General features: G+C 51.6%; 18 protein-coding genes. 12 read left to right on the top strand and 6 right to left on the bottom strand.

Annotated elements, in window-relative coordinates:
• Positions 1-5: 5 nt before the first annotated feature.
• Positions 6-1130 carry a tyrosine-type recombinase/integrase gene (locus ACN6NG_RS20915; RefSeq protein WP_474315992.1) on the top strand — a complete coding sequence of 375 codons (1125 nt, stop codon included), beginning with the start codon at positions 6-8 and terminating at the stop codon, positions 1128-1130.
• Between the two features lie 35 nt (positions 1131-1165).
• On the opposite strand, the gene ACN6NG_RS20910 is transcribed toward ACN6NG_RS20915, so the two are convergent.
• From ACN6NG_RS20910 to ACN6NG_RS20900, 3 genes are all read right to left on the bottom strand, one after another.
• Positions 1166-1408, bottom strand: a complete 243-nt coding sequence (locus tag ACN6NG_RS20910) for a hypothetical protein (protein ID WP_474315989.1) — start codon at positions 1406-1408, stop codon at positions 1166-1168.
• 12 nt (positions 1409-1420) lie between these two features.
• Positions 1421-1645 carry a helix-turn-helix domain-containing protein gene (locus ACN6NG_RS20905; protein ID WP_474315986.1) on the bottom strand — a complete coding sequence of 75 codons (225 nt, stop codon included), beginning with the start codon at positions 1643-1645 and terminating at the stop codon, positions 1421-1423.
• 346 nt (positions 1646-1991) lie between these two features.
• Entirely contained in the window at positions 1992-3284 is a 1293-nt protein-coding gene (locus ACN6NG_RS20900; RefSeq protein ID WP_474315983.1) for a hypothetical protein, read from the bottom strand.
• 532 nt (positions 3285-3816) lie between these two features.
• Here ACN6NG_RS20900 and ACN6NG_RS20895 point away from each other — a divergent pair.
• The 6 genes from ACN6NG_RS20895 to ACN6NG_RS20870 all read left to right on the top strand — a co-directional run bounded on the left by ACN6NG_RS20895 (position 3817) and on the right by ACN6NG_RS20870 (position 10131).
• Positions 3817-6087 (top strand): replication protein RepA, encoded by a 2271-nt coding sequence (locus tag ACN6NG_RS20895; RefSeq protein WP_474315980.1) that lies wholly within the window; start codon positions 3817-3819, stop codon positions 6085-6087.
• A gap of 152 nt (positions 6088-6239) precedes the next feature.
• Positions 6240-6935: a PDDEXK family nuclease gene (locus ACN6NG_RS20890; RefSeq protein WP_474315978.1), complete on the top strand. Its 696-nt coding sequence runs from the start codon at positions 6240-6242 to the stop codon at positions 6933-6935.
• Between the two features lie 39 nt (positions 6936-6974).
• Positions 6975-7460, top strand: a complete 486-nt coding sequence (locus ACN6NG_RS20885; RefSeq protein WP_474315975.1) for a crossover junction endodeoxyribonuclease RuvC — start codon at positions 6975-6977, stop codon at positions 7458-7460.
• 3 nt (positions 7461-7463) lie between these two features.
• On the top strand, positions 7464-7973 hold the full coding sequence (locus ACN6NG_RS20880) for a hypothetical protein (RefSeq protein WP_474315973.1): 510 nt from the start codon (positions 7464-7466) through the stop codon (positions 7971-7973).
• A 19-nt stretch (positions 7974-7992) separates the two neighbouring features.
• Positions 7993-8535, top strand: a complete 543-nt coding sequence (locus ACN6NG_RS20875; RefSeq protein WP_474315972.1) for a hypothetical protein — start codon at positions 7993-7995, stop codon at positions 8533-8535.
• 69 nt (positions 8536-8604) lie between these two features.
• Entirely contained in the window at positions 8605-10131 is a 1527-nt protein-coding gene (locus ACN6NG_RS20870; RefSeq protein WP_474315971.1) for a terminase large subunit domain-containing protein, read from the top strand.
• Here ACN6NG_RS20870 and ACN6NG_RS20865 read toward each other — a convergent pair.
• The gene (locus tag ACN6NG_RS20865; RefSeq protein WP_474315968.1) at positions 10103-10606 is read right to left on the bottom strand and encodes a hypothetical protein; all 504 of its coding nucleotides are present in this window, start codon (positions 10604-10606) and stop codon (positions 10103-10105) included. The genes ACN6NG_RS20870 and ACN6NG_RS20865 overlap by 29 nt on opposite strands.
• Positions 10607-10777: 171 nt before the next feature.
• Here ACN6NG_RS20865 and ACN6NG_RS20860 point away from each other — a divergent pair, with 171 nt between their 5' ends.
• From ACN6NG_RS20860 to ACN6NG_RS20845, 4 genes are all read left to right on the top strand, one after another.
• Positions 10778-12085, top strand: coding sequence for a DUF4055 domain-containing protein (locus ACN6NG_RS20860; protein ID WP_474315965.1), 1308 nt, complete (start codon positions 10778-10780; stop codon positions 12083-12085).
• 69 nt (positions 12086-12154) lie between these two features.
• On the top strand, positions 12155-12520 hold the full coding sequence (locus ACN6NG_RS20855) for a histone-like nucleoid-structuring protein, MvaT/MvaU family (RefSeq protein ID WP_474315963.1): 366 nt from the start codon (positions 12155-12157) through the stop codon (positions 12518-12520).
• A 184-nt stretch (positions 12521-12704) separates the two neighbouring features.
• The gene (locus ACN6NG_RS20850) at positions 12705-13022 is read left to right on the top strand and encodes a hypothetical protein (RefSeq protein ID WP_474315960.1); all 318 of its coding nucleotides are present in this window, start codon (positions 12705-12707) and stop codon (positions 13020-13022) included.
• Positions 13019-13666 (top strand): hypothetical protein, encoded by a 648-nt coding sequence (locus ACN6NG_RS20845; RefSeq protein ID WP_474315958.1) that lies wholly within the window; start codon positions 13019-13021, stop codon positions 13664-13666. The genes ACN6NG_RS20850 and ACN6NG_RS20845 overlap by 4 nt, the downstream gene beginning before the upstream one ends.
• A 170-nt stretch (positions 13667-13836) precedes the next feature.
• Here ACN6NG_RS20845 and ACN6NG_RS20840 read toward each other — a convergent pair whose 3' ends face one another.
• Positions 13837-14130 (bottom strand): hypothetical protein, encoded by a 294-nt coding sequence (locus ACN6NG_RS20840; RefSeq protein ID WP_474315956.1) that lies wholly within the window; start codon positions 14128-14130, stop codon positions 13837-13839.
• Positions 14131-14222: 92 nt separating this feature from the next.
• Here ACN6NG_RS20840 and ACN6NG_RS20835 point away from each other — a divergent pair, with 92 nt between their 5' ends.
• Entirely contained in the window at positions 14223-14720 is a 498-nt protein-coding gene (locus tag ACN6NG_RS20835) for a hypothetical protein (RefSeq protein ID WP_474315953.1), read from the top strand.
• Here the strand turns inward: ACN6NG_RS20835 and ACN6NG_RS20830 are convergent.
• A complete protein-coding gene (locus tag ACN6NG_RS20830; protein ID WP_474315951.1) occupies positions 14693-14998 on the bottom strand; it encodes a hypothetical protein in 306 nt (101 codons plus the stop codon). The genes ACN6NG_RS20835 and ACN6NG_RS20830 overlap by 28 nt on opposite strands.
• Between the last annotated feature and the right edge of the window lie 73 nt (positions 14999-15071).

Below are 15071 nucleotides of genomic sequence, written 5' to 3'. Positions count from 1 at the left end.
GAGCCATGGCATCAATTTCGAAGCTTCCGAGCGGCAGCTGGCGCGCTCTGATCCGAGTCAAGGGGCACAAAGCGATCAGCGCCACGTTCTCGAGCGAAAAGCTTGCCAAGACATTCGCAAAGGAGAAGGAGCGTCAGCTTGAAGAGATCAAGGCCACCGGTAGGGCGGCAGCTCCGAAAGGCTCAACTGTGGGTCATTATATCGACGCGTACCTAGATTACATACAGCCCGGACGAACGCTTCAGCGGAGCGCGCTCTTCATCTATAAAGCGCTGAAAGAGCGTTTCGGAAAAATCGGGATTGAGCGGCTGTCCAAAAGTCACCTTGATACCTTCATCGAGGAGCGAAAAAAGCAGGGTGTCCAAGGGCAGACCATTGCCGGAGATCTGTCTCTGCTTTCCAGTGTGCTCCGCTACTGCTATGACGTGAAGCATCTGGATATCGACCCGGACATGGCTGACAAAGCTCGGAAAAGCCTGAAGTCTTCTCATAAGCTACGGATCAAAAGCCGAGAGGTTGAGTGCGTGCCGACGCAGTCAGAGATTGACGCTATCATCGGTGTGTTCGCTAAAAAGAAACGGCAAGTGATAGACATTCCTCAACTGATCAGATTCGCTTTGTACACATCAATGCGTCAGGCTGAAATATGTAGAATCCGCATAGAAGATCTAGATTGGGAAAATAAGACCGTCATCATTCGTGACAGGAAGCACCCGGATGAGAAGATCGGCAATGATGAAACTGTGCCTCTTCTTCCTTCGGCCTGGGGTATTGTAGAGTCGGTGTTGAATGAGAGGAAACGTGGGCCGATATTTCCATACAATCCGAAATCCGTTTCGGTGGCTTTTTCTCGAGCCCGAACTGAATCAGAGGTAACTCGGCCAGTAAGATTTCACGACTTGAGGCATAAAGCGATAACTGATTTCTTTGCTATCGGTTTGAATGTGCCTCAAGTTGCATTAATGAGCGGGCATAGGGATTGGCAAACACTGAAGCGTTATACTCATGTCAAAGCTACCGATGTCCACACTGCTTATAATGCTTTGAGTATTCAGCAGCAGGATGCCAAGAGTCTTAACGATAAGGTTACTTGGCTGATGGAACGCATGGAAGCAATGGCTGGAAAATAGAAACGAGCAAAAAAGGGGCCGGCTGGCCCCTTTATTCATTTGATGCAGCGCATCATAAAGTCATCATTTGGCCCATCGCACAATGAGCTAATGAACTCAGTTACCGACGCTTTGGAGTAGAGAAACGCATTTCCGAAACGAATCGGTTGTGGGCCCTTTCCATGCTTACGCCAATACTCCAGAGTTTCAAGCTTGACCTTCGCTAGCTCGCTAAGATCCTCGGCTGTGAAACAGTTGATGTCGTCTGCCATTTTTCTACGCAGTTCTTCTGCAATCATGACTGCCGTTTCCTATGCAAGCGATTCGTAATGTCGTTGGAAAACTGCAGTCATGTTTGCTTCGACGAAACGCTCAACATCAGTACGCTTGTAGTAAACCTTGCGATTAACGTAGACATAGGGCGTAAGAGCGTCCAAATGCTTGCCGCTAAATCGCCAGTAGCGAAGTGTCTCAGCGGAGATCCCCAAAATTGCGGCGGCTTGGTTCGCAGGGACGTAATCGCTCATCTTTTGCATGTGCATACAAATACCTTTTAAATTTCAGTGTTGCACCTTGCTGCACATCCTGGGGCCGCCGGTGTCAATTTATGCTGATCATTCGCCAGGTCGCTGTCAACAAAAAAATCGACGTGCAGTATTGACTTTTTGTCAACTTTGGAGTTCTCGGTAAAGCAGTGCTATACCGGAACTTCAGGAAAGGGCAGTAAAATCGGGCATTTCCTGCACTGCATTCAACAAAGCGTTTAACCAGAAATTTTTTCAACTTTTGAATCTCGGTCAAGCAGCGCTATACCGTAAACGTCGGGTTGCGGGCAAAAAGAAGCCCCAGCGTGGGGGCTGGGGCGGGGTGGGGCGGGGTGGGTCAGATGAGGTGGATGTCGCCGATTTCGTTTTGAGCGGGGAACCCGTTCGTGCCGGGCTTGTGCTTGATGCGTGCCAGCATGGGAATGTCAGCGGCTTTGGTGATGTCGCTGATTGTTGGGATCTCCAGCTTTGTGGCTTTTGCGATTTTGACCTTGATCGAGTAGGAGATCTTAATAGCGACTTCGTGGCTCCCGGTGCCGTAGAGACGGTGCCAGAGATGGCGGCCAGCGTGCTCGCCCGACATTACCTGCAGCTCGAGCAGGACGGTTTCGGCGCCGGCCTTGGTTTTGCCGATCTTCGCTGATCGGATTTTGATCATGGCGTCGTGTGTTGGCATTGGCTCTTTCGAGTCTGCCTTTTTGTTCACGATTGTCGTATCGACGGGCTTTCTAGTCTTCCGCTTCAAGCTGTTGATGTGGGATTTCGTGAAAAGCTGGCACGATCTCCATGCCGCCGCCTCTGGCGACTCGCCGGCGCGCGGGCGGTTTCGCGGGTATTGTGGGTCGCGGAAGTATTCAGCTCCGGCGTGCAGCGAGTTGTCGATTTCAAAAAGGCGCTTGGCGATTTCGTCTTCTGTCGATGATGTGATCATGCCGCCAACGATGCGGTTGAGCTCGTAAGAACGTCCGCGCGCGCCTGTTTGACCTGTGGCCTGGCGCGGCGCGCCGGGTTTGTATTCCGTTTCGATGCCGTAGTTCGACTGATGGAGCTTGTATTCGTCAATGTCGGCTGGCGCGCCAGGGTTGTAAAAGCTGATGGCGAATTGCTTTCTGTCGGGATGGGTTGTATAGACGTAATAGCACTGGCTCAGCGTCTTCCAGCATTGGTCTATGACTTTAAGTAGGCGCCCGCCCAAGAATTCATCCAAATGCTCCAATATTGCCGCTCGGATGGTGATGTGCTCAGCCGGGAAGTACGGTCGGGACGCAGCAATAACAATCCTAAAGCGGGGCGCCTCGAGCGTGTGGCTGTGGCTCGTGTAAATAAAGTGCTCTAAGCCAAGGTCGAGCAGGGCGTCCTCGGCCTCCTCGAGTGCGATCATGTCATCGTCATAGCCATGACCGAGTTTTTGGTCTACGTCAAAGATCACCAGAGACGAGCTGTGGATGCTTTCGTCGTTGCGAGTCGGAACGCGAAATGAAGCCGGGATGAAAGTCGAAGCGCGGGATTTGTCGATCAATACGAGCGGCGATTCGAAGTGCGTTTCGAAAAGTGACTTAAACGAAGCGGCTTCTCGTGGATTAACTGAGTTGGTTGATGCGGTCGACTGAGTAGCGTACTTGATGGCCATTTGCACATATCTCTCTTTGATCGAAGTTCTTTTGCTTCGATAAATCAAGTATTAAAAATGAGCGAAGGGCGGTGCAACACTTTTTTGATGTATACCTGAAAATAAATTGTTGGCTAGAGCTTAGGAGCGTTGAGATGAGCTTGCAAGGGCTTACCTTGGCCTATATATGTGTGCATGGGCTTGAGCTGGCGATGATGAGCTTGCACGAGCTTATCTAAGCAGTGCTTGCGGCTAAAAGCAGTGTTCCTTAGCCAGATGTCATAATGCCACCCCCGATGCTACCTACCTTCTTCTTTCTTATATATAAAGAATAGAGAGTGAGGGCATGGGGGGTGACCTAGGCGGGTCGATAATTACCCCCATCCTGGCTAAGAAGGACTTAAATAGATGAGTAATTTGCCATCATCTAAGGTATGTCGGAGAAAAATATTTAGTCAAATCTGAAAATAGGTGTTGCAAGCTGTCTCACTCAAGTTCAATACTTAACTCAAGACGCAAGAGAGACGTCTTAAAATGCAAGTGAGTCAGCAAAATGCAAAAGATCACCACATACGCAGTCAACGCCACTATCGTCGGCCACGAAACCATCAGCTCCGACGACGTAATGAAAACCGTCGAAACTCTTCGCTCTGACTATCCTAAGGTTTCCCGTGTTATCAACATTGATGGCAATGTAATCCCTGCGATCAAAGCAGCATTGAAAACCGCATCGGGCATCGCATCGGGCGAAAAGGGCGTCATTGCAAAAAACGTATACGACTTGTCGAAAGTCGAGCTTGCAGTATTGATCGCGTCAAACGACTCCAGCGATGAGGCGTTTGATCGCGCGGCTTACGAGATCTCCCGCGACGCCTTCACATCTGGTGGAATTGACGAAAAAGCAAAAGCCCTCGCTGACGCATCTGGCCGCAGCCACGAAGCGTGCTTAAAGCTGATCAATGCAAAGCTGTCTCGGAAAAGCGCTGAGCTCATCTCGCATCTCAAAGCGCTCAGGGACGAGGGCCAGGCTCCACGCGACGCCGCTGAAGTGCGTGACTACATCTTGGGCAGCGAGGGCGCGACTCTCCTAGCTCTCCCAACGGCTTATGGCAAAACCAGCCAAATCATCGAACCAGTTCTCGCCGCCGAAATGGAAGCGGGCAAAAAAGTCCTGGTCATCAGCCATAGGCGCTCAATCAACAAAAACATCGCAAACCTGCCTGGCATCGTTAGCTACGACGAATGCGACACCCCCGACGTCCTGCAAAACGCCAACGGCTTGAAAATCGTTGTCAACTCGCTCTCAGCTCACAAATTCAAAGACTTCATCAAATCAGCTGACGTAGTAGTCATTGACGAAGCGTCACAAGTCATAAGCCACGTGCTGGGCGGCGAAGTGAAGCACCGCGAAGCCGTGTGGAACGCTCTGAGGTTTGCCATCAAAGCGACCCCAAAGGTAATTCTCGCTGACGCTGATATCAACACCCGTTGCGTCGAGATGCTTGATGGCCGCCCATCGAAGCTCTTTAAGATCGCGCAGACCCACAGCGACATCACTGTCAAAACCTCGGATTCGAGCTCAGTGCGCGGCCTAGCGGTTAAGGCCGCTACCGAAGGCAAGAAAATCCTTGTCTCGTGTGACGTTGCACGGGAAGCCACAGCGTTGGGTAAATACCTCGAAAAAAAGACTAAGCGACCGGTTCTCGTTGTAACGGCGGATAACGCAAAGTGGACTCAACAGGCTGAGTTCATTGCAAATCCCAATTCCACTCGGCATGAGATCGTAATTTACTCGCCGGTGATCACAAGCGCCCTTTCGATCACGACCAGTCACTTTGACGAGCACTTTGGGCTGTTCGGAGGGCAGATCGTCCCGTCGGACGCGATTCAGATGCTTCGTCGCGACCGCACCGCCAAGGTGTTTACCGTAGGCCTCAAAAATCCGGACTACCGCAAATCTGAAATCGTGGACATTACTTTCAAAAAGGCCATGGTTGCGACAGAGGAGCTCCTGCGCGGTTTGACGATCAGCGCGGATGCCAAAGCTAAGATCCGCGAAGCGATTGCGGCTGACAACGCCCCATCCGCTTTTGATGCGCTTCGGTACGACCACTCCTCAAGTGAAGCTTGGCTCAAGGACAACATCTCTAACACCCTGCCAGCACTCCTCCTGATGCAAGGCTTCAACGTCGAAGTCCTAGAACAGGATGATGACATGTCCACGACTGGCTTCGTCGCTGATTGCCAGGGGCGCAAGGCTGTCAAAAAAGAGACCGTCGCTAAACTTCTGAGAGCCTCGCCGGCCAGGGCAGAGGTCGTCCAGGTGGTGCAAGACTCTGGATCTGAAGACGAGACCGAATACATGTCCGTGATTCGAGCCCGAGCGCAGGAAGTGATAGGTCGTGCACACTTAACTACTGAAGATGCGAAGCTGTGGGGCGAGGGGGAGGGCGAGTCCAAGATCAAGCTCTTCCGAAAAATCCACAGCGTTAACGAAGTTAGCCCCGAAGAAGAACTCTCAGTGTTCTCCAAAGTACTGCCGGCAATCGCGGAAATGTCCCTGACTAAGGGCTGGAGAGCAGACGACTCAGCAGCATTGTTCGACAGCCTCAACGCCATCCGCTCAAAGGTAATCGGCCTCGGCATCAACATGCCGCGCGCCAACACCACGAAAGCAAAACAAGCGGCGATCACCAACGTCTTGAAGTGCTTCGGTCTGAAGACCCGTAAAGTAGATGGCGGCAAGTCCGGTGACTACTACATCATCGACAACGACTCGCTCGCTCTGATGTCTAGCTACATCAAAACCAGCACTCCGCTTTAAGCATCCTCAGGGCCACGGACGGCCCTCTCTATATACTCAGGAATTTTTCTTTGTCAAAGATCGAATTATTTTGACCTGAGCTATTGCGCGCTCGAAAGCTCATTTTTAATATGTACATATAAGAGCAATAACAACAATAAGAGCCTTATAAAATGAATATGCCAGTTAAGTGCCCACCTGTTATCGATATGGCCGAAGTTGACGATCTGCGTAGAGCGCTCAACAAGGGTTACGATAACGTCGATCTCGAAACGCTCAAGCTCATCACTGAAATGTGCTTGACGGCACTCAGAAAAGTCCACTGGAATGAGTATAACGAGCAACGCTTTGGTCGTAAGCCTGTGACTGTAGACGAGGTGATTTTCCTACCTTCATTGCCACCGCACCCAAAACCTTTTCGCTCCTGGCCGGAAGTCCACATCGGCCTGTTCGGCGGGCTCAAAGATCTTGAGTACGAGCCGAAGTCGCACAAAGTAAGTTATATCGTCGAGCATACCTATCAGCCCGATTGGGTCGACGCGAGTAACGACCGAATCTTTTATGAAGCCAAGGGCATCATCCCAACTCAAGCCGATGCCGCAAAGTATCGCTCAGTAGCTGACTGCAATGATGTCCACTTCGTATTTATCCTACAAGAGCGAAACATTATCTGCCCATTCGCCAGGCCACGCAAAGACGGCTCGCGAATGACGCATGAAGAATGGGTCAAGAATCAGAAGTTTGACTACTGCTATCAGGGCGAAGAAGCGGAATTCCTGAAGTCAGCTCGTTACAAATACCTCGTCGAAAACTTCGGTAAAGGTCTCCCGCGCTTAGAAGAGACTTTGCGCACAACCAAGAAGAAATAGATGTTACAATAATCGCATAACTATAATAAGAAAACTGTTATGCGAAAGATCCTTGGTATCGATCCTGGCCTCTCCGGGGGCCTATCTATCATCGACGAGCAACTCAACTTCATTGCTTGTCTCCAAATGCCAACTATTAAGGTCGACTCCGGTAAGCGTCGGGTAGACCCGCGTCCGGTTTTTGACTTTATTGCGGAGCATAGGCCAGAGCTGGCGGTGATTGAACAGGTCGGCGCGCGGCCAGGCCAGGGCGTGACTTCGATGTTCAGCTTCGGTGATGCCTTCGGGGTTGTACGGGCTGTCGCAGAGTGCCTGTGCCCTGAAGTGCGGTACAGCAGGCCACAGGAGTGGCGTGGCTATCAGGGAATTTCCGGGCTTTCGAAAGAACAGATTGCTGAAGTGGCCTTTGAGATTTTCCAGACTGAGCAGATCTACGGCAAGGCCCGTGGTGGCAAGCGTGCTGTGCGTGATGGTATATCGGACTCCTTGATGATCGCCAAGTACGGCGTGCGCTTCCTGGAGTGACGTATGAGCCGGACGCGAATGCTCGATAAAAAGCTCCTAAAAGAGATCGTGAAGGGCGTTGAACGAACGTCGACGGTCGAGCTCGCTTGCGCCATTGCAAACATATCAGAGGCGGCATTTTACAAGTGGCAGGCGCGTGGCCGTGAGCTCGTTGAAGCACTGGAAAACGGTGATCAGATCGAGACGGCTGATGAGATCTACGTCGAGTTTGTGGAGTCGGTTGAGCGTGCTCGGTACATCTCCTGTCTACCTGCCGTGGACACCATCCAGAAAGCCATCAAGATGGGCGACGTCAAGGCTGCGGAAAAATTCCTATCCCGCCGCATGCCAGGTCAATTCGGCGACTACGAGCGCAAAGAAGTCACCATCAAGAGTGACATAAATACAGATGATGGCACCGGCATCGCTCTCATCCCTTCGATGTCGGGCGACAATGACTTAGACCAGCTCCTCCAACAACAGCAGTCAGAAGCCTTGTTGCTCGCAAAAACCAAAACCAACGAACTCTCATAACAATAATAAGAAGGGTAGAGTGATGATCAAGCAAAGAAGTTGGGGCGATTGTGGTGTTGTAGCACTGCTCAATGCATTCCAGGACTGTGATATTAAAAAATACAGCGGCCCAGGTGGCTACGAGGCAATGGTCTCAAATCTTAATGGCAGAGATTACGGCATCACTATTCAAGAGCTTTCCAGCATTATTTTGGAGCATGGTCTCATTCCTGTGCATATCCCGCTTGAGGGTTTCGCCAAAGAATCGGGAATAGCCAATGCAAAGACAAGCACTATCGACCCGAAAGATGGGCTGTTCGAGAACTGGTCTAAAGCTATTTATCAAGTTAAGACTAAATCTGGTCTTCTTCATTTTGTCTATTTTGATGGTCACAATATTTGGGATGGCTCTCAACATAGTCCTGTATATCCAAAGTTTAGCGATTACGAATCAATTATCGATGCTGTCTTCCTGATTCCTGGCGCTAAATACCACGGGCGCTTAGGCTCGATTATCGCGCGAGACGGTGAAAAACCCATCCTGACCCGTAGTGATGCAAAAGTTAACAATACTGAAGATTGATTTGTGATCAAAAGCAATCAGGCGTTTGTGCGCAACCCTCGTTTCTCTGAGCCAGAGAAGGGGGGTTGCATGAGTTCGGCTGGAAGTCTCAAGCACATCAGCAAAGCCGTTCGGAATGTCGTTTGGCAGCCAATTCCTGGTGCTCAAGGCGGCCTGAGTTCGCAAGGAATGCTGCTCATTACCGGTCAACCGCACAACCTGATTCGGGAAGTCCTGTTCCATGGCTCGCGGGGCAACGGAAAGTCAGAGTGCCTGTTGATGTCGTTTGCGCAGCACGTCGGCAAAGGCTGGGGCAGCTACTGGCGTGGCGTGATCCTGCGTCGTCAGTTTTCCTCCTTGAAAGACCTGATCGTCAAGAGCCACAGGCTTTTCCCCAAGATGTTTCCTGGCGCCACTTTCAACAAAAGCCTCCGCGAGTGGACGTTTCCGACAGGCGAAGTCCTGATCTTTGAGTACATCGAGAAGAAAGAGCAGTACGAAGCCAAGTTCCACGGCCAGGAATACAGCTTCATCGGCTGGGACGAGCTGACCACGTGGGCGACAGACGAAATTTACGAATCCATGATGTCGACGCTCCGGACGTCGTACCAGCCAACAAAGACCCAGCCGCTCATGCCACCCCTGCAAGTCAGGAGCACAACGAACCCTTGGGGGGCCGGGAAAAGGTGGGTGAAAGCCAGGTTCATCGACGGCAAAATCAGCGGCCAGATTGAGTACAAAAATGGTCGTCGGGACAAGTGCGCGATCTTCGGCACCGTCTTCGAAAACCCGCACCTCGACGATGAATACAAGGCCTGGCTGCGCACGATCAGCGACCCTGCGAAGCGTGCATCATGGCTGCTTGGGGATTGGGAAGCTGTCGACGACACCGCCATGTTTGCGGCCTTGTGGAAAAAAGACGTGTTGCTCATGCAGCCATTCACCATCCCCCCGCATTGGAAAGTCGAGCGATCCTTCGACTATGGGCAGTCGACTCCCTTCTGCTGTCTCTGGACTGCCGAAGCCAACGGGGAATCAGTGATGGTCAATGGACGGCAGTTCTGTCCGCCCAAGGGCTCGATCATCGTCGTAGGTGAGGACTACGGTACTCCACTGAACGCAGACGGTACTCAGCAAAAGCGCGACCTTGGCCTTTTTCTCAGTGCTGGCAACATCGGTAAGCGCCTAAAGGTCAGGGAGCTCAAGCTGCAGGAAACCATCCTGAAAAACCACTCCAAGGTCACTCCAGGCCCAGCCGATAATCAAATTTTTAACGGGAGCAAGGTTGATCAAGGCACTGCACCGACCGTGGCCAAGGATCTTGCCGCCGAGGGAATGACTTTTGTAAACAGCGACAAATCGCCGGGTTCCAGGGTTACGAGTGCGCAGCTCATGTTCAACCGGCTGCAGGCGACGATTGAGCAGGATCCCAGCAAGCCGCACATCTATTTCTTCACGAATTGCAGGTTTCTGACTTCTTCGATTCCTGAGCTTCAGCGTGATGAAGATCAGCTTGATAGCGTGGCTAAGTGCGGCGATGACCATGCCTGGGACGCGCTTGCATACCGTTTGACTTGGAAGCGACCAGTTACATCAGTGCAGCAAGGCGTGCGGTGAATACAGGGCTCTTTTCATTGTAGTACCACTTGATGACCTCCATGTTCTGCAGCTTCGTTCGGAATGTGATGGATTCGATGTGGTTTGATGAGAATACTGTATATGCGTGGTTCCGTTCTCTAATCAATTCAAAGGTGCATATTTTGGTGCCAAACTCTTCACGGACTTTCACGTGCCCCCACATTTTCTGCTCTCGTAAAAGCTCACGGTTGGTGCCAGTAATTATGTCTGATGGGTTGCCTGGGCATTTTTCGTAAACGTGTAAGGTGATGTGGTTTTCAACGGAAAAGTCGACCATGACTACGGTTGCAGAGTTGTACTTGTTTCCTGGTCGCCATAGCCTGCGAATTCTTCTAGCCAACTTATCTTCAAAGATGGCGCGAGATATCTTCTGATGCTTCTTGTCCCTCTCCCAATAAACTACGCGCATCCACCTATAGAGATCTTCATGAGTGCCAATTCCACGAGTAGCCATTTGATCACTCCAAATCATTGGTGGAGACAAACCTACAGCCCGTTTGCGGACTTGTAAAGTATGTGTTTACGCTTACGAAATTAGGGAAGTTTCAAAATCTACCAAGTTTCGTGTCAAGCACTATTTGATAAATGATAGAATATTTACATAACAATAAGAGGCATTAGCAAGATGTCCGTATCGACTCGCACCCTGAGGTGCCAAAAATTTTACGATGATCGCGAGCTGATCCGTGCCGTTCGCGGCGGGACGCAGGCGCTCAGGGCTGCTGGAACAAAGTATCTTCCCCGAGAACCGGGTGAGTCTCAGGACTCATACCGCAGGCGCCTGGACAGGTCTTTCCTAACTAACTACTGCGACCGGACGGCAAAAAACCTTGCGGCCAAGCCATTTACACGCCCTTTGGTTTTGAAAAGTGAGAAGTATCAAGACCTGGCAGATGAGTACCACAAAGCGGTTGATGGCAAAGGCACGAGCCTTAGCGGCCTGGCGTCCACCACATTCGAAGATGCTCTGTGGAATGGCTCAAGCTTCATTGCTGTTGACTGTGCTGTCCACGGCGGCAGGCCATACGCTTACCACCTTTCCGGTGACCACATCCTTGGCTATCGCCTGGACGAAGACGACCGTCTGACCGAGATCCGCATCCAAGAGAAGGCCGTGGTTGCGGATGGCGAATGGGCGGAGAAAGAGGTGTCTCGCGTCAGGGTGTTCAGGCGCGAAGGGGAGGTTGTGACTTGGTCGCTCTACGAAGAGGACGGCACAGCGGTTGCGCTCGACCAGGCGTTTGCGCTCAAAGAGATTCCCGTTGCGCCGGTGCACTCGTCAGCGGTCGTGGCCAGTGGTGAGCTTTTTGCGCCGCCACCACTGAAAGATCTGGCATTCATGAACGTGCAGCACTATCAGGAGAGTTCGGATCAGTCCAATATTTTGCGGATTGCCAGGGTGCCGGTGCTTTTTGCGTCGGGGGTTGCTGATGACGCTGCTATCGCGATTGGCTCGGAGTACGCGATCAAGGGCGATGCCGGGGCTGATCTAAAGTACGTCGAGCACAGCGGAGCAGCCATCGGAGCTGGCCGAGACTCGCTAAAAGACTTAGAGGCTAAGATGCAGTCTTATGGCAGTGACATGCTCGAAAATTCGGGAGCTGTCGAAACTGCCACTGGAAGGGCATTGCGAGCAGGGGAGACGAACAACAAGATCGCGATGATTGCTCTCAACCTGGCTTCGGCAGTAGAGCGTGTACTGGGGTGGATTGCTTACTTTAATAAGGTCGCGGAGCCGGATTTTAACGTCGACATCAACACTGAGTACGGCATCAATAGCGCGCCCGAAGAGCTCACTGCCCTGGCTAATGCGAGGACGATGGGTGACCTCTCGCAGGAAGATTACCTCCAGGAACTGAAGCGCCGGGGTCTGCTGAGGAACGACTTTAGTATTTCCGACAACCAAGATCGCTTGACAACGGAGTTAACTTAACCGCCAATTGACTTTTGTGCTGTTGAGACTTAGATTGCATTCGTCATTTATTTTCATCCAAGGATACTTATGTCCCGTCTCGCAGAATTCCGCGCCCTAGAACAGCAACTGGCAGCCCAGCTGGCAGAACTCGAAGCTCTCAAAAACGACGATAGCCTGAAAAAAGAGATTGAGTTCGAGCAAAAACTGCGTGACCTGCTTGGCGAGTACGGCTACAGCTTGCGCAACGTAATCGCTATCCTCGACCCCCAGGCTGCCACCCGCCGCGCCCCAGCTGCTGTTGAGAAAGCCGCTCGCAAGCCGCGCCAGGTTAAGGTCTACAAAAACCCGCACACCGGAGAAACGATTGAGACCAAAGGTGGCAATCACAAGATCCTGAAAGAGTGGAAGGTCAAGTGGGGCGCCGACGAAGTCGAATCTTGGTTGGCTAAGTAAGACTTTTTGAGCGCAAAACTAAGGGCCCCAGCGGGGCCCTTTTTTAGTTCCTGTGGTTCATGATTTCATTCGGAAATTGTGGCCGGTTGACATCAAAACTTTGTGTTTGTTAGTGTGTATGGCACAACGACATCAAGGAGTAGATGAATTGGCAATACTATATCGAACGGGCTGGATCATTTTGATGATCTTAGTCGTTGCGCCTGGCTTCATCATGGCCGGCCAAGTCGATGGCATCACATACACGGAAGCCACCGCTGTCGTGATGGAAAATATTCATTATTGGTTCTCCATTCCTTGGGAAATAGCCGCTGTTTTAAGTCCGGTTGTGGCATTTGTGGCTCAGTTATTTCCCGCATCGAGTGCAGTTGCAGTAATGGCCGGAGAGATGGTGTGGGAGCACCTTGGGGTGATTCTCACGTTCTTGTTCTTCGCGACAATCAAGCCGCCGTTTTACGCAAAAATCCAAAAGAAATATGAACTGCAGGGGCAGGCAGCATGAAGTCACGTACTTTCAAGCAAGCAGCATGCATCCTTGCGGCATTTTGGGTTTTGGTTGAGGTTTACTGGGGTTTTAGCAGAAGCCCTATTGATGACCGCTGGACTGGTGATGTCAGCTTGGTCAACGTGTTTACCCCGGCAAAGGTCGACGCGACGATGACCATGGATTTGATCGTGCCAGGGCATGTCATGAACCGTCGACCAGACGTTGATAAGCCTGGGGCCCGCTTCAGCTTTGACGGCTCGCAGTCCGATGTCATCCGTAAGCTAGGCGTTCCAGCTGCGTTTTTCGAGAACCCCGAAAGCTGGAAGTTCAGCCAAGGCTTCTGCGCGCTGAAATTTGAGAAGCATCGTGGTTCGGGCGCATCGTGGATCAACGGCCATGAGGATGTACGAAAAGTGGCGGTCATGGATTACGAGTCAAACACCGCTGACTGCTTCAACTTTGAGCTTGGCGTTGTCGACTTTGATCATATCGAGTTTATGATCGTCAAGCCGGGACAATCAATCACAAATCGCGAAAGCCTGAAGAACGTCGTTTTTGTTGAGCTGAAGCGCGACAGTCGCGTGAGTTTCATCCAGCGGATGATCATGCGAGCTCGTTTCTCGTCTTGGATCGATAAACCATCTCTTATAGATGCATAATAATAAGGCCCTGCGGGGCCTTTTCTTTTATCCTTGGTTTGCGAGCAGAAGCATTGCAGCACCAACGGCCATCATCAAAATTCCCACAACTATCTTTTTAACACCGCTGCGCATACCCACTCCAACAATAATGGCAAAGGGCTTTCTTATACCGGAGGGGTGGGTTGCCGTCAAACTTTGGGACGCTCAGTGATTCGCGGGGCTTCTTGCACGACTTCTGCAAAAATTACTCCTGGGCCTGACGTGATACGTATAAGAGTCTGCTCAAACGGCTTCGCGAGTCCAAAATCTTCTAGGCGCTCGATCAGCAGCCAAGATTCGTCAGCTGTTTCGAACTTATTCATGCCGGCCACGATTTGATTCGCCACGGCCACCAGATCGAAGTCCTGCAGTGCAACCATGGGGCGATTTCGCTCGTCAAGGTCGTGCGTAAGGGTAAAGACCTCGTCTTTTTTGATCAGCATCGCATCTCTCTTGGTCGTAACCCATCCTGCCGTGGTGGCCATTTGGAGTCAAACGGCTTTGAAGGGGTTGAGCTGCGTGATACGTTGAGTCCATGAGCCAGCCTTTGTTTGACCTCGATCTCAGCCGCGTCAGTCGTGAGCACTACATCACCGGGAAAGCGGCCATCAACTTCCCGTTCCCTGGGGTGACGACCGGGGGGTGGCATTTTCTGTCGTACTGGGATCGAGCAGCAGGCGTTGCAAAGGTCTCGCTGGCTGGGATTCATTACCCTGACACTGCAGAGTTTTTCGGGGATGTTGGGATCGTTGAGTTCGGCCAAGTGCTGGGGAGGCTTGGGTGGCCTGTCGATGGAGTGGTGGTTTACATCGCTGATCACTACCGTGCTGCGGCGGATATGATCGTCCGTTGGGCGTTGAGTGAGTCGCAGCACTGCAATGTCGAAATCGAGGACTGGTTTCCTGACGATGATGACAAGCAGCGATTCGTCGATCTTCTGCTGGCCGCCAGGCCAAAGCTGCAGGAGCTGGGGCGGCTTGAGAAAGTGGATTCCTGGTTGCGTGATCAGCTGGGGTTTCGCGGAGCCGACTGAATGCAGTATCGGCCATCGTCGTCGTAAATAAAGTAAACGCGGGTCGGCGACCACAGGTGCTTTTTGTGCACTAACGCTTCGTTCAGATTCGACGAATACCCTAGCTCGTCGACATTGATTATCTGAGCCAGCTCGCTGCTGCTGAAGTCATGCACGCAATCTTCGAAAAAGACTTCGGGCTCTCTTTTAGATAGAGCTGTACTCAAGAAGTCGCGCAGGGGCATTTCGATTGTGCCGCTGTAGAGCCAAGCGTTGTATTCCGGGGAGTTGAAGCTCATGACGACCTCTTTATTGCTGTCAACTCAGGTGTTATAGCGCAGGATGGAAGAGTCGTCAAAGCTAAGAGAAAAA

This window comes from Pseudomonas sp. TSO6 (assembly GCF_056098905.1).
The sequence above is the reverse complement of the archived record's forward strand: the minus strand, read 5'-3'. Positions and strand labels throughout refer to the sequence as shown.

Excerpts from the sequence above, each read along its gene's own strand:
- ACN6NG_RS20870 (WP_474315971.1), top strand. The coding sequence starts at position 8,605 with ATGAGTTCGGCTGGAAGTCTCAAGCACATCAGCAAAGCCGTTCGGAAT.
- ACN6NG_RS20890 (WP_474315978.1), top strand. The coding sequence starts at position 6,240 with ATGAATATGCCAGTTAAGTGCCCACCTGTTATCGATATGGCCGAAGTT.
- ACN6NG_RS20885 (WP_474315975.1), top strand. The coding sequence starts at position 6,975 with ATGCGAAAGATCCTTGGTATCGATCCTGGCCTCTCCGGGGGCCTATCT.
- ACN6NG_RS20905 (WP_474315986.1), bottom strand. The coding sequence starts at position 1,645 with ATGCAAAAGATGAGCGATTACGTCCCTGCGAACCAAGCCGCCGCAATT.
- ACN6NG_RS20855 (WP_474315963.1), top strand. The coding sequence starts at position 12,155 with ATGTCCCGTCTCGCAGAATTCCGCGCCCTAGAACAGCAACTGGCAGCC.
- ACN6NG_RS20860 (WP_474315965.1), top strand. The coding sequence starts at position 10,778 with ATGTCCGTATCGACTCGCACCCTGAGGTGCCAAAAATTTTACGATGAT.
- ACN6NG_RS20895 (WP_474315980.1), top strand. The coding sequence starts at position 3,817 with ATGCAAAAGATCACCACATACGCAGTCAACGCCACTATCGTCGGCCAC.
- ACN6NG_RS20880 (WP_474315973.1), top strand. The coding sequence starts at position 7,464 with ATGAGCCGGACGCGAATGCTCGATAAAAAGCTCCTAAAAGAGATCGTG.
- ACN6NG_RS20840 (WP_474315956.1), bottom strand. The coding sequence starts at position 14,130 with ATGCTGATCAAAAAAGACGAGGTCTTTACCCTTACGCACGACCTTGAC.
- ACN6NG_RS20835 (WP_474315953.1), top strand. The coding sequence starts at position 14,223 with ATGAGCCAGCCTTTGTTTGACCTCGATCTCAGCCGCGTCAGTCGTGAG.
- ACN6NG_RS20900 (WP_474315983.1), bottom strand. The coding sequence starts at position 3,284 with ATGGCCATCAAGTACGCTACTCAGTCGACCGCATCAACCAACTCAGTT.
- ACN6NG_RS20850 (WP_474315960.1), top strand. The coding sequence starts at position 12,705 with ATGATCTTAGTCGTTGCGCCTGGCTTCATCATGGCCGGCCAAGTCGAT.
- ACN6NG_RS20915 (WP_474315992.1), top strand. The coding sequence starts at position 6 with ATGGCATCAATTTCGAAGCTTCCGAGCGGCAGCTGGCGCGCTCTGATC.
- ACN6NG_RS20830 (WP_474315951.1), bottom strand. The coding sequence starts at position 14,998 with ATGAGCTTCAACTCCCCGGAATACAACGCTTGGCTCTACAGCGGCACA.
- ACN6NG_RS20865 (WP_474315968.1), bottom strand. The coding sequence starts at position 10,606 with ATGGCTACTCGTGGAATTGGCACTCATGAAGATCTCTATAGGTGGATG.
- ACN6NG_RS20845 (WP_474315958.1), top strand. The coding sequence starts at position 13,019 with ATGAAGTCACGTACTTTCAAGCAAGCAGCATGCATCCTTGCGGCATTT.
- ACN6NG_RS20910 (WP_474315989.1), bottom strand. The coding sequence starts at position 1,408 with ATGATTGCAGAAGAACTGCGTAGAAAAATGGCAGACGACATCAACTGT.